Here is a 21,694-nt window from a genome sequence, read left to right as displayed (position 1 = left end):
CCATGGGTCATTGGTGTTAGCGTGGGCCCCTTCCCGTTCCCGACGGGTAACCCATAACAATGATTCGCGAAGGAATGCGTGCCCATGCACCTGAAAAAGCTCACCTCCACCGCCCTGCTGCTGGCCAGCATCGGCCTGTTCGCCCAACCGGCCCAAGCCAACCTCACCCAGCAACAGTCCGCCGCCATCGTCAAAGCCTTCGACGGCAGCAACCCGGCAGACTTCAAGCAATTCCTCGGCAAACTCAAGGGCAGCGAACTGGCCAAGGCCGACAACCTCGCTGCCACCCTCGACGCCTACCTGGCCGGCACGCCGCTGGCAGCCGAGCAACAGAACGAAATCAACCGCCTGCTCGGGCTCTACACCCGCATCAAATACGCCAAGGCGGCCACGGAAAACCTGCGTGAACTGGTGGCCATTCCCACCTTCAGCGTCGACGGCGTACCCCAGCACGAAAACCCCGCGTTCCTGAAGATCGCCGACAAGATCAAGGCCCTGGCGCAGAGCTTCGGCCTGGCCTTCCGCAACGTCGATAACCGCGTCTACGAGATCTCGCTCGGCGAAGGCAAGGAAGTGGTCGGTATCCACGCCCATGCCGACGTGGTGCCGGTCAACCCGGACAACTGGAAGCTGGCCGACGGCACCCGCCTCGACCCATTCAACGTGACGCTGGTCGGCGACCGCATGTACGGCCGCGGCACCGAGGATGACAAAAACGGCATCATCGTCGCGCTGTATGCGCTGAAAGTCGCCAAGGACGAGAACCTGCCGCTGGCCCGGCAGTTCAAGCTGCTGATCGACACCACCGAAGAAACCAGCGGCGACGCCATCCCCTACTACTTCGAGCGCAACCCCACCCCCGACTACAACCTGGCGCTGGATGGCGGCTACCCGGTGGTGATCGCCGAGAAGGGCTACGGCACGGTCATGGCCAGCTTCAGCAAGCGCCCGGCCACGGGCCAGGGTGCGGAAATCGTCAACCTGACCGGCGGCTTGGCGACCAACCAGATTCCCACCACCTCGGTGGCGACCTTGGTTGGCGACAACCCGGAAGAACTGGCAAAACGCCTGAACAATGCGGGTGCCGACTATGTGAAGCGCAATGGCGGCGACTTCAGCATCGACGCCAAGGCCGATGGCAAGAACGTGCTGCTCACCGTGACCGGTGTCTCTGCCCACTCCTCGGAGCCAGAGTCCGGCGTGAACCCGGTGGCGCGCATGCTCGACTTCCTCAATGGCCTGGGCCAGCAGGTGCCGCTCAAGCACAACCACTTCACCGATGCCGCCCGCTACGCCGCCGACAACTGGGGCCTGGACTACCTGGGCAAGAAACTCGGCATCGGCTTCGAAGACACGTTCATGGGCCCGCTGACCACCTCGCTGACTTTCGTCGGCGTGGATAAAAAGGGCCTGAAGCTGGCCGTGAACCTGCGCATTCCCAAAGGCAAGCCGCTGGCCACCCTCAAGGACCAGTTGGCCGACAAGCTTGGCAAATGGACACGCCAGAGCCACACCTCGGTGGCCTTCGACTACAGCCTCGACGAGCCGATGTTCCGCAACCCTGAAGGCGAATGGGTTAAGGCCCTGCTCGATGTGGCCAGCGAGAACCTGGGCATGAAGCACGATTTCGGCACCTCGGCCGGCGCCACCTCGGTGCATGACCTGCCCAACGGTGTGCAGTTCGGCCTGGCCATGCCGGATGTGAAGTACACCGGGCACAACGACAACGAGTTCAAGACCGTGGAACAGTTCATGCTCGACCTGCAGATCGTGAGCGAGATGGTGGCGCGCATCGGGCAGATGCCGAAGCTCTGAGCATCAAGGCCAACATCATTTCCGGAAGAATCCCACCGCCGGGATAGATGTTGGCAGCCTGTATGGCCAAGAACGGGGCTGGAAGATGTGTTTTCCAGCCCTACGTTACCGAGGCCCTAACATGCACCGCCCGATTATCTGCTTGCTGCTTTCCCTGGCCTTCATGGCCATGGCCAACGCCAGCGAACCGATTGCTGCTTGGCCACATAAAACCTATTACCGCTACATCGAAGTAGAGGGGCAACGTACCTTCTATCGCGAAGCTGGCGACACAAACAGACCCACGCTGCTGTTGCTGCATGGGTTTCCTTCCTCATCGCATACCTACCGCGAGCTGATACCCCTGCTCTCCGGCCACTATCACATCATAGCGCCCGACTATCTGGGCTCCGGCTACAGCGCCCTGCCCGCTTCCGGGCAAACGCCCGTCACCTTCGACCGCCTGGCTGAACACATCGCCGCATTCACCGAGCAGCTCGGTCTACAGCGATACAGCCTTTATATCCAGGACTTCGGCGCGCCGGTTGGCTTTCGCCTGATGCAGCTGCAACCAGAGCGCCTGCAAGCACTAGTGGTGCAGAATGCCAACGCCTACTTGCAAGGCCTGACACCGTCACGCCTGGCATTTTTCGAACAAGCCCACCGAGACCGTTCGAGCGCCAACCTCTTGCGCCTGCATGGCCTGACAACGGCTGAAGGCGTCAGGAACCAGCAATATCTGCGGGATGTGGCCGCGCACCCGGAACGCATGAGCCCGGATGCCTGGACCCACGACCTGCTGGCATTGGCCGACGCTTCGCGACAGCAAGTTCAAGTTCAACTCTTTCAGGACTATTGGAAGAGCATCGAAGCCTATCCGCAGTGGCAAGCGTTTCTGCGCAAACGGCAACCGCCGACACTGGTGGTCTGGGGGCAGAACGACCCGGCGTTCATCAGCGAAGGCGCACTGGCCTATCAGCAAGACTTGCCCACCGCCCAGATTCACCTGATAGACGCGGGCCATTTCGCAGTGGAGGAACAGCCCGTCATGCTGGCCAAGCATGTCGTCGGGTTCATGCAAGGCCTTGAACAGCAGGGGCGTCTGGTTTCAACGCCAGGTATAGCGGATTGAAGCGTGGAGCTGGGGCAGCCATGACGTTTTTCAATCGACTCGATGCCGTTTCCTGCATTGCCGTGCAGGCCGGCGTGCCGGATGCTTTATTTACTCCAAGCGTTCGTCTTTTCCACCCGCAGAGGCCCGTATGAAGACCGTCGAACAAATCCTCAAGACCAAGTCCCAGCACCAGACCGTGTACACCATCGGCCCGGATGACTCGGTACTCGACGCCCTGAAACTGCTGGCGGAGAAAAACGTCGGTGCACTGCCTGTGGTAGAAAACAACCAGGTAGTGGGGATCGTCAGTGAACGGGACTATGCACGCAAGCTGGTGCTCAAAGGCCGCTCCTCGGCCGCCACGCCGGTGCGCGAGATCATGAGCGCGCCGGTGATCACGGTGGGGCCCAAGAAAAGCCTGGATTACTGCATGCAACAGATGACCGACCGTCATCTTCGCCACCTTCCTGTGGTCGAGGACGGCCAACTGCTCGGCCTGTTGTCGATCGGTGACCTGGTCAAGGAAACCATCGCCGAGCAGGCCAACCTCATCAAGCAGCTGGAGCAGTACATCCGCGGCGAATGAGGGCGCCTCAGTGGTAGGCGCGCTCCAGCTCGTCCAGCTGATGGTCGAAGCTGCGCAGGCGCGCCGACCAGGTGTACACCAGTACCTCCAGGTCACGGTTGAGCACGGCGGTGTTGCCATGGCCGTTGCTCGACGGCTCGCACAAGTCCAGCTGATAACGCTCGCGGGCCATGGCCGTGGCCACGCTGGAGAGGTCACGGGCATTGGCCAGCCAGTGATGATGATGGTCGTGGATTTCACGGTCGAGTGCCCGGCACTGGCGTTTCAGCGCATCAAGGCTCTGTTCCAGCGGGGTGCCTTTGAGCTCGCCCATCACCTCTTCGAAGGTGCGCCCGGAATGCCAGTAGCTACCCCAGAAGTAGCGATCGAACACCGTTTCGACGCGACGTAAGGCAACCTTGGTGTTCCAGATGGTCAGCAACGTTCGCCCCTGCACCACTTCACGCTTGTTCAGGTGCAATTGCTGCCAGGCAATCCAGGTCAGTGCCACCAACGCAACTGCGGCTGTAACCGCGGCAGCAGCGTAGAGGAACTGGATCGCCTGGTTCATCTGCTGGGTTTGGCGGATGCCGTAGAAGTAGCTGGCCGTCAGGGTGCCCAGGATCGTCACGGAGCACCAGAAGCCTGGTGCGTAGGGATCTTTCATCACGCTAACCCCTCTTGTTTTTCCTGAGCATAGCAACGGCCAATCACTCGTCAGGTGCCGCTCGGCACTTTATTTTCTGGGGCGGCGCAACGCTTCGTTGAGCTGATCGAAAGGCTCCGCCCAATCGGCATCTTCAATGATGCTTTCCTGCAGGAAGGCGCGCTGGGAATCGGTCCAGAACGGTGCATCCACCAGCTTTATCTCGTTCTTCAACGGCGAATGGCTGGTGATGAACTGGTCGATGCTCTGCGCATCGTCGGGCAGGCCCAGTTGCTTGAACAGCTCGGCGAATGGATGGATCGGTGCGTCCATGGTTCCTCCTGTGTGCCGGGCTGGCCGTCCACGACGCCGGCCCGGCATTGGCTTGAAAACATCAGCACAGCTCGCGTACTTCAGCTTGCGGTACCAGTTTGAGGTACTGCTCCATGCTCATGTGGATCAGGTGATCGTGGTCACCCGCCTCCAGGTAGACATCGCCCTGGCGGGTAAGGCTCGAATCGAGCAGCATCTTGATCTGATAGGCGTCACCCATTGCCGGGATGGCGCCCCGCTCGCAATCGCCGAACAGCATCGGCAAGGCGCTTTCGCGGGTCAGTTGCCAGGCGCCGGACATGCGCACCTTGCTCATGTCCATGTGCCGGTTGGCCGGCAAGACGGCCATGATGTAGTTGCCATGGCGGTCGTCCAGCATGACCGACTTGGCGACCCGCTCTGCGGGTACCCCGGCCGTGCGCGCCGACTCCAGGCTGGTGGCCGAGTGTGGGTGGGGAATGATGTCGTAATCGCAGTTGGCCTGGTCCAGGCGCTGCTGCAAAGTCTTGGCCATACGCATGATGCACCTCCGGTTTCGCCCCCCAACCTCCAATTTTAGGCCTTGGGTTGGCAGGCATGGCTAAACTTCAAGTAGAGAGGCCAACGAGGTGACGACAGGTGATCACTCGATGTTGCCGCGGCTTGCTGTTGTTGCTGCTGCTTGGCCTTGCCCAGGCCGGCCAGGCAGCGCCCGGCAGCATCTGGGTGCTGGGCATGGATGACGCCATCGGCCCGGCCAGCGCCGACTACCTGCTGCGCAACCTCGAACAGGCCAAGGCCCAGGGAGCCCAGTTGGTGGTACTGCGCCTGGACACCCCCGGCGGGTTGGACAGTGCCATGCGCCAGATGATCAAGGCGATCCTCGCCAGCCCGGTGCCGGTCGTCAGTTTCGTCGCCCCAAGCGGCGCCCGTGCCGCCAGCGCCGGCACCTACATCCTGTATGCCAGCCACGTTGCCGCGATGGCCCCGGGGACCAACCTCGGCGCCGCCACGCCCGTCCAGATCGGTGGCCTGCCCGGTACATCAAAGGACGACAAGGCCAAGCCGAGTGACGAAGAACAGACCCTGGCCCGCAAACAGGTCAACGACGCCACCGCTTATATCCGAGGCCTGGCCCAACTGCGCGGGCGCAATGCCGACTGGGCAGAACGAGCGGTGCGTGAGGCGGTCAGCTTGCCAGCCAGTGAAGCGCTGCGCCTGAAAGTGATCGACCAGGTCGCCAACGACCTGCCCGACCTGATGCGCCAGCTCGATGGCAAGACCTTGATCGCCGCCGGTCAACCGCTGCTGCTGCAAACACGCGATGCTGCCCTGATCGAGCACCTGCCGGACTGGCGCACGCGCTTGCTGGCCGTCATCACCAACCCCAGCGTGGCGCTGATCCTGATCATGATGGGGGTGTACGGCCTGCTGTTCGAGTTCATGAACCCCGGCTCGGCGCTGGGCGGCGTGGTGGGTGGCATCTGCCTATTGCTGGGGCTTTACGCGCTGCAGCTGCTACCGGTGAGCGTTGCCGGCGTGGCGCTGATCCTGCTTGGCATTGCCTTCATGATCGCCGAGGCGTTCCTGCCCAGCTTCGGCGTGGTCGGTTTCGGCGGCATCGTGGCCTTCGTGGTTGGCGCGGTGATCCTGATCGACACCGACGCACCGGGCTTCGGTATCCCCCTGGTGCTGATCGGCACGCTCGCAGTGCTCTCGGCACTACTGATCGGCGGCGTGCTGGGCATGGCCATCAAGGCGCGACGGCGGGCGCCGGTCAGCGGTGACGCCGGCCTGGTCGGCAGCCTGGTGACGGTCACCCAGGTGCTGGCGGACAACCCGTTCTGTGGTTCGGTACAGGCTCAGGGCGAACAATGGCAAGTCCAGTGCACGACGCCGCTGCAGGCCGGGCAGAAAGTCCGGGTCACGGCACGCCAAGGTGTGATGCTGGAAGTAAGCGCCGCCGCCCCCGCGGCGCAAGGAGACAGATGATGTTCATGCAAGTGGGTTTCGGTGCGGTGCTGATCGTGCTGGCGATGCTGTTGCTGTCGGCATTGCGCATCCTGCGCGAGTACGAGCGTGGCGTGGTGTTTCAGCTGGGGCGCTTCTGGCAGGTCAAAGGCCCGGGGCTGATCCTGCTGATTCCGGTGATCCAGCAGATGGTGCGGGTCGACCTGCGCACCGTAGTGCTGGATGTGCCGCCACAGGATGTGATCACGCGCGACAACGTGTCGGTGAAGGTCAATGCGGTGTTGTATTTCCGCGTACTCGATCCGCAAAAAGCGATCATCCAGGTCGAGGACTTTCTCGTCGCCACCAGCCAGCTGGCCCAGACCACCTTGCGTGCGGTATTGGGCAAGCATGAACTGGACGAGCTGCTGGCCGAGCGCGAGCAGCTGAATTCGGATATCCGCCAGGTACTGGACGCCCAGACCGACGCCTGGGGCATCAAGGTCGCCAACGTCGAGATCAAGCATGTCGACCTCAACGAATCGATGGTCCGCGCCATCGCCCGCCAGGCAGAAGCCGAACGCGAGCGGCGGGCCAAGGTGATCCATGCCGAGGGTGAATTGCAGGCGTCGGAAAAGTTGATGCAGGCCGCGCAGATGCTCAGCAAGGAGCCAGGGGCCATGCAGTTGCGTTACATGCAGACGTTGGGGGCGATTGCCGGGGACAGGAGCTCGACCATCGTCTTTCCGTTGCCGATCGACTTGCTCAAGGGGCTGGTGGACAAGCAGAAATGACCGGGGCTGCATGGCAGCCCCGGGGCTCGATCAGATGGGTGCGCGGCGCAAGGTGGCGAGGAAGGTCGCCGCGCCGATGAACAACCCGGCAAAGGTACGGTTCAGGCGCTTCTGCTGCTTGGGCGTGCGCAGCAGGCGCAACACCCGCGAAGCCAACCCGGTGTAACCGGCCATCACCAGCATGTCGACGCTGATCATGGTCACGGTGATCGCGATGTACTGCGCCAGCAGCGGCGCGTGTGGGTTGAGGAACTGCGGCAGCACGGCGAGCATGAACACCAGCGCCTTGGGGTTGCTGACGTTGACCAGGAAGCCGCGGAACACCAGGCTCAGCGGCTTGCCGATCGGGCGTACGCCGGACTCGTCGGCCATGTCCATCGGCAAGGCGCGCCATTGTTTGTAGGCCAGGTAGACCAGATAGGCGACACCGAACCACTTGATGACCTGGAAGGCGGTGGCAGAAGCGGCCAGGATGGCGCCGACACCTGCAGCAATGATGGCGATCTGCACGATCAGGCCCAGTTGCAGGCCCAGGGCATTCCAGTAACCCCGCCAGAAACCGTACTGTAGCCCGCTGGACATCGAGGCAATTGCCCCGGCACCCGGCGACAGGCTGATTACCCAGCACGCGGCAAAGAAGCCCAACCACACTTCCATCGACATCACACACCTCGCTCAACAATTGTTGCAAAACGTTAAGCTAAGGGGTTGGCGAAAAAATAACCAGCAAATTCTGTGGGATTTCTACTGCCTGTAGTGGCCTCTTCGCGGGCAAGTCGGACCGCCGCACCGCCGCGCCCACAGGAACATCACCGCCCTCACGCCGTGTGGCATCCCTGTGGGAGCGGGCAAGCCCGCGATGAGGCCGGTACAGGCAACATCAAACGATCAGGACAAAGCCTCAAGTTCGGCCTGCATGCTCTCCAGGGTTTCCAGAGCTTCCATCCAGGCTTCCTCAAGCTCGCCTTCGCGCTGCTTGAGCTTGGTCTGCCGAGCCAACAGATCGCGCAATTCATCCTTGCGCGCCGCTTCGTAAACACCACCATCGCCCAGCGCAGTCTCGATCTCGGCCAACTGCGCATGCACCTGGTTGAGCTCGCTCTCCAGCTTGTCGGCCGCTTTCTTGTGCGGTGCCAACTGCTGTCGCAGGGCGGCGGCAGCCTGACGCTGGGCCTTCTTGTCGGTCTTGTCCGGATTGGCCGGGGCGTTGCTGGCCGGGGCACTGCGCTGGCGATACTCGACCAGCCAGCGGCTGTAGTCGTCGAGGTCGCCATCGAAGGTCTCGACCTTGCCATCGGCCACCAGCAGGAAGTCGTCGGTGGTGCTCTTGAGCAGGTGACGGTCGTGGGAAACCACCACCACGGCACCGGCAAACTCCTGCAGGGCCATGGTCAGCGCCAGGCGCATTTCCAGGTCGAGGTGGTTGGTCGGTTCGTCGAGCAGCAGCAGGTTCGGCCGTTCCCAGGCGATCAGCGCCAGAGCCAGGCGGGCCTTTTCGCCACCGGAGAAGTTCACCACCGGCTCATCGACGCGGTCGCCATGGAAGTCGAAACCGCCAAGGAAGTCGCGCAAGGTCTGTTCGCGCTCGGCCGGTGCGATGCGCTGCAGGTGCAGGAGCGGGCTGGCCTTGTCGTCCAGCGAGTCGAGCTGATGCTGGGCGAAGTAGCCGACGGCGAGGTTCTCGCCACGCACCAGGCGGCCCGACAGCGGCTCGAGCTCACCGGCGAGGTTCTTGATCAGGGTCGACTTGCCGGCGCCGTTGGGGCCGAGCAGGCCGATGCGCGCACCCGGGACCAGCTGCAACTTGACCTTGTCGAGGATCGCCTTGTCGCCATACCCCAGGCGGCCTTCGGACAGGCTCAGCAGCGGGCTGGAGATTTTCTGCGACTCACGGAAGACGAAGTCGAACGGCGAATCGACGTGCGCCGCCGACAACTCCTCCATGCGTTCCAAAGCCTTGATCCGGCTCTGCGCCTGGCGGGCCTTGGTGGCCTGGGCCTTGAAGCGGGCGATGTACTTTTCCATGTGCGCGCGCTGCGCCTGCTGCTTCTCGTAGGCTTGCTGCTGTTGCGCCAGGCGCTCGGCACGGGTGCGCTCGAAGGCGGTGTAGCCTCCCTTGTACAGGTTGAGCTTGCGCTGCTCGACGTGCAGCACATGGTCGACCACGGCATCGAGGAAATCGCGGTCGTGGGAAATCAGCAACAGCGTGCCCGGGTAACCCTTGAGCCAGTCTTCCAGCCACAGGATCGCATCGAGGTCGAGGTGGTTGGTCGGCTCGTCGAGCAAGAGCAGGTCGGACGGGCACATCAGGGCCTGGGCCAGGTTCAGGCGCATCCGCCAGCCACCGGAGAAGTCACCTACGCGGCGGTCCATCTGCTCATTGGTGAAACCCAGGCCAGCCAGCAGCTTGCGCGCGCGGGCATCGGCGGTATAGCCGTCGGCGACTTCCAGCTCACTGTGCAGGCGCGCAAGGGCAGTGCCGTCGTGGGCCTGCTCGGCCACGGCCAGTTCGGCCTGGACCTTGCGCAGGCGGGCGTCGCCGTCGAGTACATAGTCCACGGCCAGGCGGTCGAGGGTATCGACTTCCTGACGCATATGGGCAATGCGCCAGTCGCCGGGCAGCTGGCAATCGCCGGCATCGGGCGACAGCTCACCGCGCAGCAAGGCGAACAGGCTGGATTTTCCGGCGCCGTTGGCACCAATCAGGCCGGCCTTGTGGCCGGCGTGCAGGGTCATCTCGGCGCCTTCTAGCAAGCGCTGCGGACCACGCTGTAAAGTGAGGTTGGATAGTCTGATCATAGTGGTCGCGGAGTCTACCAGCTTCCTCGGCCCGCAGCGTGAGTGGAATCATGTACACCGACCTGTGGAATCACGCCTTGGCGCTGTATGCCCGCCCGGGAGTCGAAACAGCCTGCCTGGATATTCAGGCGCTGGGGGGCGACGTCTGCTTGCTGCTGTGCGCCACCTGGCTGCAGGCGCATGCGGTGACCTTCAGTGAAGAACGCGCCCAGGCTCTGCGAGCGATTGCCGGGCCGTGGCAGCACGATGTGGTTGCGCCATTACGCAGCCTACGCCGTCAATGGCGCACGCCCGCGCAGCAAGATCCACACCTGGCGGCGTTGCGAGAGCAAGTGAAGGGGCTGGAGTTGCAAGCGGAGAAGGCGTTGCTGCAACGGCTGCAAACCTGTGCGCAACAATGGCCCACAGGCTCGAGTGAGCCCACGGACGATTGGCTGGACCGGCTGACGCCGGAGCCGGCCCGCGGCCACGACGCGCTGGTGATCTTGCGCGTCGCGGCCGCAGCGCTTCAGGAGGCCGAAGACGGCGTCTGAGCTGGGGTGCTGGCGGGTGCCGAGGACGTGGCGGGAGCAGCCGAATTGGTCGCTGGCGCACTGGCGGCTGAAGTAGCCGGTTTCGCTTCGGCAGGTTTGGCTGCGACCGGTTTTGCTGGGGCCTTCGCTGCAGTTCTTGCTGCTGGCTTGGCTGCGGCAGGTTTGGCCGGCGCTTTGGCAGCAGCAGGCTTGGCGGCTGGTTTGGCTGCCGCTGGCTTGGCTGGAGCCTTGGCTGCGGCCGGTTTGGCGGCAGGCTTGGCAGCTGCGGGCTTAGCGGCGACAGTTTTGGCCGCTGGCTTGGCGGCAGCGCTTCTGGCCGGGGCTTTGGTTGCTGCAGGCTTGGCAGCTGCTGGTTTGGCGGGAGCCTTGGCAGCAGCGGGTTTCGCGGCTGGCTTGGCGGCAGGTTTGGCAGCGGCGGCGCGGGCTGGGGCTTTTGCCGCTGCGGGCTTGGCAGCAGCGGGTTTCGCAGCGGGCTTGGCGGCGGCAGCTCGGGCCGGCGCTTTGGTCGCGGCCGGCTTGGCCGGGGCCTTGGCGGCGGCAGGCTTGGCGGCGCTGCGGGCTGGTGCCTTGGCAGCAGCCGGTTTCACGGTCTTGGCAGCCACTGCACGCTGGTCGAGTGCCTTGCCGGCGGCCTCACGCACCTTGCCGACCCCTTGAGCCAGTTTCAGGCTTTCCTGGGCATCACGCTTGAGTTGCTGAATGTAAGTACGCGTCTGGGTCTGGCGCTCCTTGAGCGAGTCGAGCAATTCTTCAAGTTCACCAATAACCTTTTGCGCCTTGTTCTGGGCCTTGGCTTTACCTGCCTTGGCCGCGTCCTGCAACTTCAGGCGACCATTGTGCAGTTTTTCCTGCGCTTTGCCGCGCTGCTTTTCCAACTTGGCCAGCAATTTCTCCGCATCAGCCAGCGCTTGCGAGCAGGCTTCTTCCAAGTGTTCGAGCAGGCTGCCCGAAAGTTGCTGGAGCAGGTGTAACGGCGTATTTACTGGCTTCTTTTTAGCCGACATGGTTTACCTCCTGGCTGACGAGATTGCGGCTCATACTATGCTTCTGCTGCTACCGCCGCTAGGGCATGTTGACAGTATTGGTGGCGCCGCGTTGCATGCCTGGGCAAAGTTGTTATCTTGCAGCTCCGAGCAAGTGTAGTTGCTTAACAAAACGTTGCAGGTTTTTACCTGGTAGACCGTGTTTTATGCAGTGCATGGCTTGAGTCGTTTGTCGAGGCGTAGATCGAGCGCAGCCCGCGCGGCGCATTGCAGATAAATCTGCTCCTACATTTATTGCAACGTGACCCTGCCAGTGAGGCCATGGTTGTCAGCCTTGTTTGTAGGGATCAAGTCATACACCAAGGCAGGCGACCATGGCGTTACAGGTTAGGCACGTTGCAATAAATGCAGGAGCAGATTTATCTGCGATGCGCCGCGCGGGCGGCGCTGGATCTCGACAACAACGAATCAACCACGGCAAACACCGAGCCTCCACACACATCTGGAACAGTACCTCACCATGTCTCGTAAACTTGTTCTCGGCTTGTACCTGATGGCGCCATTTGCCTTGGCCGATACCGCTCCTGCCAATGATCACGACCTAGCCTATAGCCTAGGCGCCAGCCTGGGTGAGCGTCTGCGCCAGGAAGTGCCTGGCCTGCAACTGGATGCGCTGGTCGAAGGCCTGCGCCAGTCCTATCAGGGCCAGCCATTGAAGCTCGACAAAGCCCGAATGGAAGCCATTCTCCAACAACACGAAGAACAGGCCAACAGCGCCGCCGAGCAAGCCGAAGTCGCCAAGCTGCAGGCCGTGGAAACCCGCTTCATGGCCAACGAGCGTGCCCGTGCCGGAGTGCACGAGCTGCCGCAAGGCGTGCTGTACAGTGAGCTGAAAGGGGGTAATGGCGCGCAACCCAAAGCCGGCGGCAAGGTGCAGGTGCGCTATGTCGGCAGGCTGCCGGATGGCACGGTGTTCGACCAGAATGCGCAACCGCAGTGGTTCAGCCTGGACTCGGTGATCGAAGGCTGGCAGGTGGCGTTGCCACACATGAAAGCGGGTTCGACCTGGCGCCTGGTGATTCCCTCTGCACAGGCCTACGGTGCCGAGGGCGCAGGTGATCTGATCGCGCCCTACACGCCGCTGGTGTTCGAAATCGAGTTACTGGCGGTCGGCGACTGACGCCGACCTTCAGGCTTCTACCGCGCCCTCTTCCTTGTGCGCGTTGTGCAGCACCTCGATCAGGCAGTCTTCGAGCTCGAAGCGTTCATGCAACAGGCTGCCCAACTTGCCCAGCTTCTCGGCGAAGCGCTCGATGTCCTTGCATTCGCCCTTCTCGCAGTGGTCGTTGAAGGCCAATGCGATCTGGGTAATGTCGTTGATCCGCGGGTTGATTTCTTCGGCCAGCTTCAGCGCCTTCTGATCCCCGAATGCCTTGGCCTCGGTAACCAGCTGCTCACTGACTTCAAAGTGCCAGGCTGACACATAATCGACCAGCACCGCGCAGAAGTCGCGGTTCTTGTGCTTGTCGGCAAAGGCTGGCTTGACGTCGCGCAAGGTGCGGAAAGCCTGGACCAGCTCCTCTCGCTCCTCGAGCCAGCGGTCGATCAGCTTGTGAACCCCGCCCCAGCGTTCCTGGGCGTTCTGACAACTATCGAGCATGGCGATCTCTTCCCTTCTGGGTAGATGCCGCTGCACCTCGCACCACGACCGTGCAGCACAAAGGTGACATCAGCAGGACGGCATCGAGCAGTTGTGTTTTCAGTATGCGTGCTGGGAGATTATTCCCGCGCGTGCTTAGCATCAAGGTACGCAGCAGACAAAGTTCATACAAGTGTTTAATACCCCGATGCACCACCATTGGTCGCGCTATCGGCCGCCGACATGCGCCAGGTCAAGGATTGCCAAGCGAGCGGAAACGATACGCCAGCAGGCAGCTCAAGGGCAGCGCCGCCAGTAGCAGAAACGCCAGCAAGCTCCACTCCGGCAAGGTCAGGTCGAGAAAACTCCAGGTCAGCGAGCTGCAATCAGGGCCGCCGAACAACAGCTGCCGCGCGACTTCGCGCCAAGGCAGCTCTAACATGCGCCCGAATGGCAACGAGCACATGTGGCTCGCATCGATCGCACCCTGCAGCCACACATGCCGTGCCGCCAGCAACGCACCGCTGGCGCCGCACACCAGCGCTGTTCGCGCGTATCGCCGAGCCCCGGCAATACCCGGTGCATGCATCGCCGCACACAGGCACACCAATGCATACAAACCCAGCAGTACCCGCTGGCTGAAACACAGCGGGCAAGGCACAAGCCCAAGGACACTTTCGAGATAGAAAGACACGCCCAGCACCGCCAGCGAGGCAAGGCATGCCGGAATGAAAAACGTGCGCAGACTGGCCATCGACATGGGCAGGACGGTCCCGGGAAAGTTGAAGTGGCTGGAACGGTAGAGGAAACGCCGGGGTTGTTTCAAGGCGCTACTGGAATGACAAGTCGCTGTATCGCAAGGAAAGTTTCCATGCGAGCTGTAGGAAATTTCTTAAGAAGAGGCTGCAGAACAAACTTTTGACGATGAATAAGTTACCGACCCCATGAGCCCGCGCACCTGCGCGGGCTCATGGGGCGTTCAAGCGCGAACAGCTTCTGGCAACGGCAGTGCCAGAAGACGCTCATCGAGCAGACCCAGGCCTTCCTGGAACAGCTGATTGCTGCGTTCGGTTTCGCCCAGGCTGGCGAGCAAGCGCGCAAGCTCTGCACAGGCTTCCGGGTTACGCTCCATGCGCAGGCTGCTTTCGAGATAGTCGCGCGCTTTGCCCCACAGGCGGTTCTGCAGGCTCAGGCGGCCGAGTGTGAGCAACAGACTCGGGTCATCTGGGTGGGCTTTAAGCCAGCCTTCGGCGGTTTGCAGCTGACGCACCGGGTCATCACCGCGTACCAAGCCATACAGGCGAGCCAGGTGGCTTTCGTACTCACGCTTGAGCGCAGTGCGCAGCACCTGCTCGGCTTCGCCCTGAGCACCCACCTGGCGCAACTGTTCGGCATAGGCCAGCACCAGTTGCGGCTCCTGGCGCTGGGCCGCGGTCAGCTGCTGCCAGGCGCGTTCAAGCGCCTGACGGGCACTTTGCGGATCCTCGCCACGAGTGGTCGCCAGGCCAAGGTTCTGGCCCCAGGCACGCTTTTCCAGCGCGGCCAGCTCGTCGGCCGGCAACACCTTGCCCTTGCGCAGGTCCGGCAGCAGGCGAATCAGCGCCGACCAGTCACCACGTTCCAGGTGCAGGCGCTGCAGCAGGCGCAGCACCTGGGTGTTATGGGGATGGCGCTCCTGCATGGCCAACAGTGTCTCCAGCGCTGCATCGCGCTCACCGCGGTCCATCTGCAATTGCGCATGGGTCAGGGCAATGGCCAGCTCGGCCTGAGGCTGACGCTCCAAGGCACGCTCCAGCAGATTGTCGCTGTCTTCCTTGCGCCCCAGCTCATTGGCAGCGCGGGCAGCACCGAGGTAATACAGCAGGGGCTGGCGCTCGGCCTCGGCAGCACGATGCAGGTGGCGCTGGGCACTGGCCCAGCGGCCCTCGGCCAGGTCCAGCTGACCCTGTTCGATGGCGATCCGCACACGCCGGCTGCGGTTACGCCGCGACCATGGGTTGACCACGCCACTTGAGGTCAGCACCAGCCCGACCAGGTAACGCAGCAGCAACAGCAGCACGACCACGCCAGCCAGCGCCGCGAGCGCCGCCCACAACCCGGACTGGTAGCGGAAACCACCATAGGCAATCAGTACATAACCACTGTGTTTGGCTACCGCAACGCCCAGCGCTGCGGCAATCACGATCGCCAGTACGGCCAGCAGGTAGACACGCTTCATGGTTTGCCCCCTTCAGCCTCGGTTGGCAGATGACGGCGCTGGATGTACGCCTGTACCGCCGCCAAGCTTTCGCTCAGATCCGGGGTTACTACCGAGACAGGCTGCTCAGCCAATGCGTTGAGGCTGTCGAGCATCGCCTTGCTTTGCGGGTTGTCGGCATTGAAGTTGGCCAGCAGCACACTGCGCGCATCATCCAGGGCCTGGCTGTAGACCTTGGCCTCGCCATTGAGCGCAGCCCACTGTGCCTGCTCGATGGTCAGGCTCAGGGCCAGACGCAGCTGGTTCAGCTGCTGGCCTGCCAGCAACGGCCGCACATTGTCGTCGGCATTGAAGTCGATCTGGAAGTACTTGGAGATTTCTGCCCACCACTGCGACAGGCGACTGGCCCCATCGCCATCGGCGGTCAACGCGCCTAGCGCATCGGCGTTGCTGGCGAACTCGGGCGACTGGGCGCTGAGCTGCTGCACCAGATCACGCTGGGCGGCGAGCTTGAGGAACAGACCGGTGCGGTCAGGCTGCTGGGTGCTGTTCAGCACGGCCAGGCTGCGCGCAAGCTGCTCGCGGGCGGCAAAGGCGCCCGGGTCGCTTTGCTCGCGAAGGATTTCATCAGCACCTTCGACCAAGGCCTTGGCGCTGGTGATGTCCTGCAGCGCCGACAGACGCAGGGTGGCCAAGCGCAACAGATGCTCTGCCTCGGCCAGGCGCCACTCCTTGCGGCTCTCGCCGAGCACGGTTTCCAGCCGCTGGCTGAGACGCTGCTGGTCGCCTTGCAGCTGCGTCACCAGCCGGCGGCGGTCTTCCAGCTCGCTGGCGGCCGGCAGGCTGGCCAGTTGCGCACTGATCTGCTGCTCGCGCTGCTGCAGTGCAGCGGCGCGCTGGTTGAGGGCTTCCAGGTGCTGGCCCTGGTTCACCTCGCTGTCTTGCAGCTGCCGCACCTGCCAGACACCCCACCCCCCTACTGCGACCCCGGCGGCACCCAGCAATAGCGCCAGCACGGCCAGACCACTGCCAGAGCGCTTTACAGGCTTGTCGGTGACGGGTTGCGCCGGCTCCTGGGCCGACGGCTGATCATTGTTGGACAAGACAGTTTCGCTCACGTATCCATCCTTTGCATGGGGGCACCTCGCTCTACTGCGAAGCGCCTTGAGAGGCAGGTGCAGCACTACGCTGCACGGCTGCCAGCAAGGCCGTGGCACTCGCGCCACGGCAATCCACAACCTGCTGGGCCCCGGCGGCCCGGGCCTGTTCAGCGACCCGCGGGCTTGGTACGAACAACGGCAGGCTGGCCACTCGCGGCCAGTCGGCGGCGGCCATCTGCCGCAAATGTTCAAGACCCTGCCCACTGCTGACCACCAGGCCATTGAGGCGTTCCGCTTCTATGCGGCGCATCAGCGTGCCCGCCGGGTACTCCGGCAGGCAGCGACGATACAGTTCCAGATATTCGACACTAGCACCTTGCTCTGCAAGACGCTCGGCCAGCAGTTCGCGACCTCCAACGCCGCGAACGATCAGCACACGCGCCTGAGGCACCGCAACAGCCTGGCGCAGGGCCGCTAGCGCGAGCAAAGCCTCGCTGTCGTCACCCTGTGTGGGGAATGTCACCTGAAGGCCCGCGCCCTGCAGCACCGCCGCCGTCGCCTCGCCCACGGTGAACCAGCCTGTTGACGGTGCCTGCAGGCCGGCCTGCCGCAACTGCTCGAGCAGCAATCGGGCCGCCGGCTTGCTGACTACGATGATGGCCCGGCATTGCGCCAGCCCGGCCAGCTGTTGAAGCTGCCCGTCAGCCAAGGCGACTGGCTCGATGGCCAGCAATGGCAGGCAACTGCTGGCCACACCTGCAGTGGCCAGGCGCTGCGCCAGTGCCGCGCAGTCCTCTTCAGGCCGGGTCAGCAACAGGCGCCAAGGGCTCACGGATGCCCGGCCTCGCCGTACACTTCCTTGAGAATCGCTTCGGCGCCCTGCCCCAGCAGGTCTTCGGCCACCTGCACGCCCAACGCCTCTGCGGCTTCGCGCGGCGCACGGGCATCAGCCACCAGCAAGGTACCGCCACTTGGCTGGCCCACCAGGCCACGCAGCCACAGCTGGTCGCCTTCGAGCACCGCGTAACAGGCGATCGGCACCTGGCAGCCACCGTTGAGGCGCTTGTTCAAGGCACGCTCGGCGATCACGCGGTCGGCGGTATCGGCATGGTGCAGCGGCGCCAGCAGTGCATGAATTTCGCTGTCGGCGCTGCGGCACTCGATGCCCACTGCGCCCTGGCCACCGGCAGGCAGGCTGTCGTCGACACTGATGGAAGCGCTGATACGGTCCTCGAAGCCCAGGCGGATCAGGCCCGCTGCGGCGAGGATGATGGCGTCGTACTCGCCGGCATCGAGCTTGGCCAGGCGGGTGTTGACGTTGCCGCGCAGGAAATGGATTTTCAGGTCAGGCCGGCGTGCCAGCAGCTGGGCCTGACGGCGCAGGCTGGAGGTGCCAACGATGCTGCCGGCCGGCAGGGCGTCGAGGCTGGCGAAGTTGTTCGAGACGAAGGCATCGCGCGGGTCTTCGCGCTCGCAGATGCAGTACAGCCCCAGGCCCTCGGGAAAGTCCATGGGCACGTCCTTCATCGAATGCACGGCAATATCGGCTTCGTTGTCCAGCAGTGCCGTTTCCAGTTCCTTCACGAACAGGCCCTTGCCGCCGATCTTCGCCAGCGGCGCATCGAGTAGCTTGTCACCGCGGCTGACCATGGGCACCAAGGTCACCCGCAAACCGGGGTGGGCCTGCTCTAGGCGGGCTTTGACGTATTCGGCCTGCCACAGGGCCAAGGCACTTTTACGGGTGGCAATGCGGATTTCGCGAGTGGACATGAAACGCCCCGATCCAGAGAAATGCCGCTGATGATAACAGCATCACCGGAGCCTGTAGGAGCGGCCTTGCGTCGCGAAAAGGCCGCACAGCGGCCTCTGGGTCTGTGGGTTGGAGCATCCATCCTGGGGCTGCTGCTCAGCCCTTTCGCGACGCAAGGCTGCTCCTACAAGGGTTCCGCGAACCTTCTCAAAGGGTCTGCATCATCTTGCGCACACCCGCCACATGCCGGCGGCTGACAGTCAGGGCATCACCGTCAAGGCCCTTGAGGAACAGCTGGAAATGCCCCAGCGGCGTGCGTTGCAGGCGCTCGATGCGCTCACGGGCAACCAGCGCATTGCGATGGATACGCACGAAGCGCTCGCCGAATTCGTCCTCCAGCGCCTTCAGCGGCTCGTCGAGCAGCACCTCCCCGGCTTCGTGGCGCAAGGTCACGTACTTGTGGTCGGCGATGAAATAGATCACCTGGGGCAATGGGATCAGCTCGATCCCTTTGCGCGTGCGCGCACTGATATGGCTGCGCGGGCCGCCGCCCTCACTACCCGGCCGGGTCAGCGCCGCCAGCTGGGCACGGTTGGGCTTCTCGGCCTTGCGCAAGGCATCGCGCAAGGCCTGAGGTTGAATCGGCTTGGTCACGTGGCTGAGGGTGCTGTCCATGAAAGCCTCGGCGCCGTATTCATCATCGCCGGTACAGAACACCACCGACGGTGGCGCCTCGCGCTCGCACAGGCGAGCGGCGACCTGCAGGCCATCCAGGCCTGGCATGCCGATGTCCAGCAGGACCACATCGGGCTTGAGGCTTTCGATCAGTGCCAAGGCCTCCTCGCCGTTGGTGGCGCTGGGCTCCAGCACGGTGTACCCCTCCAGTTCAGCGAGCAGCCGTGTGAGGCGTTCACGGGCTTGGGGTTCATCATCAACGATCAGGACATTCATAATTGCTCTGGATTCCTGAGTGAGTCTCGCACAGGTATAGCGTAGACAAGAGCAGGTCGAGCGACACTGCGGTCACGCTCTAGACCGATACGAAGGCCAAAGATTCACTGAGTTGGCAGAATCGCTGCCAGTCCTCTGTCCAACTGTAGACGGTCCGTGGAACACTGCCGTTCAATCGTTGAATATCGTTCTGGCCTGCCTTTATGGATGTTTTCCAGCGGTTTCTGTCGACCGACGCCCTGCGGCAGTCGGCCCAACCCTGCTATGATCGGCGCCACTTTTTCGTTCACGCCTGCAATGAGTGAATCCATGAGCACCGACAAGACCAATCAGTCCTGGGGCGGCCGCTTCAGTGAGCCCGTCGACGCATTCGTCGCCCGTTTCACCGCCTCGGTCGACTTCGACAAGCGCCTGTACCGCCACGACATCATGGGTTCGATCGCCCACGCCACCATGCTGGCGCAGGTCGGCGTGCTCAGCGATGCCGAGCGCGACACCATCATCGATGGCCTGAAAACCATCCAGGGCGAAATCGAGGCTGGCAGCTTCGACTGGCGCGTCGACCTCGAAGACGTGCACATGAACATCGAAGCACGCCTGACCGACCGCATCGGCATCACCGGCAAGAAGCTGCATACCGGCCGTAGCCGCAACGACCAGGTGGCCACCGACATCCGCCTGTGGCTGCGTGACGAGATCGACCTGATCCTGGCCGAGATCACCCGCCTGCAGCAGGGCCTGCTGGAGCAGGCCGAGCGTGAAGCCGAAACCATCATGCCCGGCTTCACCCACCTGCAGACCGCCCAACCGGTCACCTTCGGCCACCACCTGCTGGCCTGGTTCGAAATGCTCAGCCGCGACTACGAGCGCCTGGTCGACTGCCGCAAGCGCGCCAACCGCATGCCTCTGGGCAGCGCCGCGCTGGCCGGTACAACCTACCCGATCGACCGTGAACTGACCTGCAAGCTGCTGGGCTTCGAGGCCGTGGCCGGCAACTCGCTGGACGGCGTCTCGGACCGTGACTTCGCCATCGAATTCTGCGCCGCCGCCAGCGTGGCGATGATGCACCTGTCGCGCTTCTCCGAAGAGCTGGTGCTGTGGACTAGCGCCCAGTTCCAGTTCATCGACCTGCCTGATCGCTTTTGCACCGGCAGCTCGATCATGCCGCAGAAAAAGAACCCGGACGTACCAGAGCTGGTACGCGGAAAGAGCGGCCGCGTGTTCGGCGCCCTGACCGGCCTGCTGACCCTGATGAAAGGCCAGCCGCTGGCCTACAACAAGGACAACCAGGAAGACAAAGAGCCGCTGTTCGACGCCGCCGACACCCTGCGCGACTCGCTGCGCGCCTTCGCCGACATGATCCCGGCGATCAAGCCCAAGCACGCCATCATGCGCGAAGCGGCCCTGCGCGGTTTCTCCACCGCTACCGACCTGGCCGACTACCTGGTTCGCCGCGGCCTGCCGTTCCGTGATTGCCACGAGATCGTCGGCCATGCCGTAAAGTATGGCGTCGACACCGGCAAGGACCTGGCCGAGATGAGCCTGGACGAACTGCGCCAGTTCAGCGACCAGATCGAGCAGGACGTGTTTGCCGTGCTGACCCTGGAAGGTTCGGTGAATGCCCGTAACCACATTGGTGGTACGGCGCCGGCTCAGGTGCGTGCCGCTGTCGTTCGCGGCAAGGCCCTGCTGGCTTCGCGCTAAGGCCCATTGCGAGGGCTTCGCCCTCGTTCGCGGGCAAGCCCGCTCCCACAGTAACCGTGCATTGCCTGAGCCTTGCACCTTACCTGTGGGAGCGGGCTTGCCCGCGAAGGCCCCAACCCGGTCTCAGCGCTTGCCGCTGCGTACCATCTCGATGAAGGCCGGCATCGCCGCTTCCTTGTCCGCCACGACTTTCGCCATGTGTGGGTTCTCGCGCATTTTCTCGAGCAATGCCTTGGCCTCCGGGAAGTCCGCCAGGAAATCGATGTTCAGCACCTTCTTGCCTACTGCGTAGGCCAGGTCGACCGAGAAGCAGAACATCAGGTCGGCCAACGTCAGTTCCTCGCCCGCCACATACGGTGCGAAGCGCCCATTACGCTTGAGCGTCGCAAAGCCTGCCAGCAACTCTGTACGCGCACGCTCCTTGATCAACGGCTCGACCGCTGCGCCAAAGAAAGCTTCCGGGTAACAGGTGCGCGCCGGCAGTTCGATATACAGTTCGATTTCCTTGAGCAGTTCGCGCACCTTGGCCTGCTCGAACGGATCCGCCGGCAACAGCGCCTTGCCACCGCGGGTCTGCTCGATGTAGTCGAGGATCACGCTGGTTTCGCTGAGAAAACCGTGTTCGGTCTCCAGCACCGGCACCTTGCCGCGCGGGCTGACCTCCAGCGCTTGCGGTGCCTGACCGCCGTAGAAGGTGACTTCCTCGAAAGGCAGGCCTTTTTCCAGCAAGGCCAGCTTGACCATGTTGTAGTAGTTGCTGACCGAGAATCCGTGAAGCTTGAGCATGGGGTTACAGCCTCCAGGCCGTGTGGGGATGGCTCGGCTGTTATAGACGGTACGCTAACGCCTGACCAGCGTCATGC

General features: G+C 63.1%; 22 protein-coding genes. 8 read left to right on the top strand and 14 right to left on the bottom strand.

Features of this window, described 5'->3' with window-relative positions:
• Window positions 1-84: 84 nt before the first annotated feature.
• The 3 genes from H040_RS09345 to H040_RS09335 all read left to right on the top strand — a co-directional run bounded on the left by H040_RS09345 (window position 85) and on the right by H040_RS09335 (window position 3,494).
• Complete coding sequence (locus H040_RS09345; RefSeq protein WP_027916938.1) at window positions 85-1,815, top strand: dipeptidase; 1,731 nt, start codon at window positions 85-87, stop codon at window positions 1,813-1,815.
• A gap of 121 nt (window positions 1,816-1,936) precedes the next feature.
• On the top strand, window positions 1,937-2,926 hold the full coding sequence (locus H040_RS09340) for an alpha/beta fold hydrolase (protein ID WP_218185881.1): 990 nt from the start codon (window positions 1,937-1,939) through the stop codon (window positions 2,924-2,926).
• A gap of 130 nt (window positions 2,927-3,056) precedes the next feature.
• The gene (locus H040_RS09335; protein WP_027916939.1) at window positions 3,057-3,494 is read left to right on the top strand and encodes a CBS domain-containing protein; all 438 of its coding nucleotides are present in this window, start codon (window positions 3,057-3,059) and stop codon (window positions 3,492-3,494) included.
• Between the two features lie 7 nt (window positions 3,495-3,501).
• On the opposite strand, the gene H040_RS09330 is transcribed toward H040_RS09335, so the two are convergent.
• The 3 genes from H040_RS09330 to H040_RS09320 form a co-directional block, all read right to left on the bottom strand.
• Complete coding sequence (locus H040_RS09330) at window positions 3,502-4,140, bottom strand: hypothetical protein (RefSeq protein WP_027916940.1); 639 nt, start codon at window positions 4,138-4,140, stop codon at window positions 3,502-3,504.
• 69 nt (window positions 4,141-4,209) lie between these two features.
• Window positions 4,210-4,452: a DUF2789 domain-containing protein gene (locus tag H040_RS09325; RefSeq protein ID WP_027916941.1), complete on the bottom strand. Its 243-nt coding sequence runs from the start codon at window positions 4,450-4,452 to the stop codon at window positions 4,210-4,212.
• Between the two features lie 61 nt (window positions 4,453-4,513).
• Window positions 4,514-4,972, bottom strand: a complete 459-nt coding sequence (locus tag H040_RS09320) for an aminoacyl-tRNA deacylase (protein ID WP_027916942.1) — start codon at window positions 4,970-4,972, stop codon at window positions 4,514-4,516.
• Window positions 4,973-5,070: 98 nt separating this feature from the next.
• On the opposite strand from H040_RS09320, the gene H040_RS09315 reads away from it, so the two are divergent.
• Both H040_RS09315 and H040_RS09310 read left to right on the top strand, forming a co-directional pair.
• On the top strand, window positions 5,071-6,423 hold the full coding sequence (locus H040_RS09315; RefSeq protein WP_027916943.1) for an NfeD family protein: 1,353 nt from the start codon (window positions 5,071-5,073) through the stop codon (window positions 6,421-6,423).
• Window positions 6,423-7,175: a slipin family protein gene (locus tag H040_RS09310; RefSeq protein ID WP_027916944.1), complete on the top strand. Its 753-nt coding sequence runs from the start codon at window positions 6,423-6,425 to the stop codon at window positions 7,173-7,175. The genes H040_RS09315 and H040_RS09310 overlap by 1 nt, the downstream gene beginning before the upstream one ends.
• 30 nt (window positions 7,176-7,205) lie before the next feature.
• Here H040_RS09310 and H040_RS09305 read toward each other — a convergent pair whose 3' ends face one another.
• Entirely contained in the window at window positions 7,206-7,838 is a 633-nt protein-coding gene (locus H040_RS09305) for a LysE family transporter (protein ID WP_027916945.1), read from the bottom strand.
• Window positions 7,839-8,063: 225 nt separating this feature from the next.
• Entirely contained in the window at window positions 8,064-9,974 is a 1,911-nt protein-coding gene (locus H040_RS09300) for an ATP-binding cassette domain-containing protein (protein ID WP_027916946.1), read from the bottom strand.
• A gap of 50 nt (window positions 9,975-10,024) precedes the next feature.
• Between H040_RS09300 and H040_RS09295 the strand changes: the two genes are divergently transcribed.
• Entirely contained in the window at window positions 10,025-10,507 is a 483-nt protein-coding gene (locus H040_RS09295) for a TIGR02444 family protein (RefSeq protein WP_027916947.1), read from the top strand.
• Here the strand turns inward: H040_RS09295 and H040_RS09290 are convergent.
• A complete protein-coding gene (locus H040_RS09290; protein ID WP_027916948.1) occupies window positions 10,483-11,511 on the bottom strand; it encodes an AlgP family protein in 1,029 nt (342 codons plus the stop codon). The two genes, H040_RS09295 and H040_RS09290, sit on opposite strands and share 25 nt — an antisense overlap.
• 499 nt (window positions 11,512-12,010) lie before the next feature.
• On the opposite strand from H040_RS09290, the gene H040_RS09285 reads away from it, so the two are divergent.
• Window positions 12,011-12,670, top strand: a complete 660-nt coding sequence (locus tag H040_RS09285) for an FKBP-type peptidyl-prolyl cis-trans isomerase (protein WP_027916949.1) — start codon at window positions 12,011-12,013, stop codon at window positions 12,668-12,670.
• 9 nt (window positions 12,671-12,679) lie between these two features.
• Here H040_RS09285 and H040_RS09280 read toward each other — a convergent pair whose 3' ends face one another.
• The 7 genes from H040_RS09280 to H040_RS09250 form a co-directional block, all read right to left on the bottom strand.
• Entirely contained in the window at window positions 12,680-13,150 is a 471-nt protein-coding gene (locus H040_RS09280) for an Rsd/AlgQ family anti-sigma factor (protein WP_027916950.1), read from the bottom strand.
• A gap of 232 nt (window positions 13,151-13,382) precedes the next feature.
• Window positions 13,383-13,889 carry a disulfide bond formation protein B gene (locus H040_RS09275; protein WP_027916951.1) on the bottom strand — a complete coding sequence of 169 codons (507 nt, stop codon included), beginning with the start codon at window positions 13,887-13,889 and terminating at the stop codon, window positions 13,383-13,385.
• Between the two features lie 219 nt (window positions 13,890-14,108).
• Window positions 14,109-15,347 carry a heme biosynthesis HemY N-terminal domain-containing protein gene (locus H040_RS09270; protein ID WP_027916952.1) on the bottom strand — a complete coding sequence of 413 codons (1,239 nt, stop codon included), beginning with the start codon at window positions 15,345-15,347 and terminating at the stop codon, window positions 14,109-14,111.
• Complete coding sequence (locus tag H040_RS09265) at window positions 15,344-16,444, bottom strand: uroporphyrinogen-III C-methyltransferase (protein ID WP_027916953.1); 1,101 nt, start codon at window positions 16,442-16,444, stop codon at window positions 15,344-15,346. The genes H040_RS09270 and H040_RS09265 overlap by 4 nt, the downstream gene beginning before the upstream one ends.
• Window positions 16,445-16,475: 31 nt before the next feature.
• Window positions 16,476-17,258, bottom strand: a complete 783-nt coding sequence (locus H040_RS09260) for a uroporphyrinogen-III synthase (RefSeq protein WP_027916954.1) — start codon at window positions 17,256-17,258, stop codon at window positions 16,476-16,478.
• Window positions 17,255-18,196, bottom strand: a complete 942-nt coding sequence (gene hemC / locus H040_RS09255; protein ID WP_027916955.1) for a hydroxymethylbilane synthase — start codon at window positions 18,194-18,196, stop codon at window positions 17,255-17,257. Before hemC ends, H040_RS09260 begins: the two co-directional genes overlap by 4 nt.
• Window positions 18,197-18,383: 187 nt before the next feature.
• Window positions 18,384-19,127 (bottom strand): LytR/AlgR family response regulator transcription factor, encoded by a 744-nt coding sequence (locus H040_RS09250; protein WP_027916956.1) that lies wholly within the window; start codon window positions 19,125-19,127, stop codon window positions 18,384-18,386.
• 309 nt (window positions 19,128-19,436) lie between these two features.
• On the opposite strand from H040_RS09250, the gene argH reads away from it, so the two are divergent.
• The gene (argH, locus tag H040_RS09245) at window positions 19,437-20,831 is read left to right on the top strand and encodes an argininosuccinate lyase (protein WP_027916957.1); all 1,395 of its coding nucleotides are present in this window, start codon (window positions 19,437-19,439) and stop codon (window positions 20,829-20,831) included.
• Between the two features lie 123 nt (window positions 20,832-20,954).
• Here the strand turns inward: argH and H040_RS09240 are convergent, their stop codons facing one another.
• Window positions 20,955-21,617 (bottom strand): glutathione S-transferase, encoded by a 663-nt coding sequence (locus tag H040_RS09240; protein ID WP_027916958.1) that lies wholly within the window; start codon window positions 21,615-21,617, stop codon window positions 20,955-20,957.
• Window positions 21,618-21,694: the final 77 nt, after the last annotated feature.

Source organism: Pseudomonas sp. URMO17WK12:I7, from assembly GCF_003269045.1.
GTDB lineage: Bacteria > Pseudomonadota > Gammaproteobacteria > Pseudomonadales > Pseudomonadaceae > Aquipseudomonas > Aquipseudomonas putida_J.
This window is presented reverse-complemented; position numbering and strand designations above follow the sequence as displayed.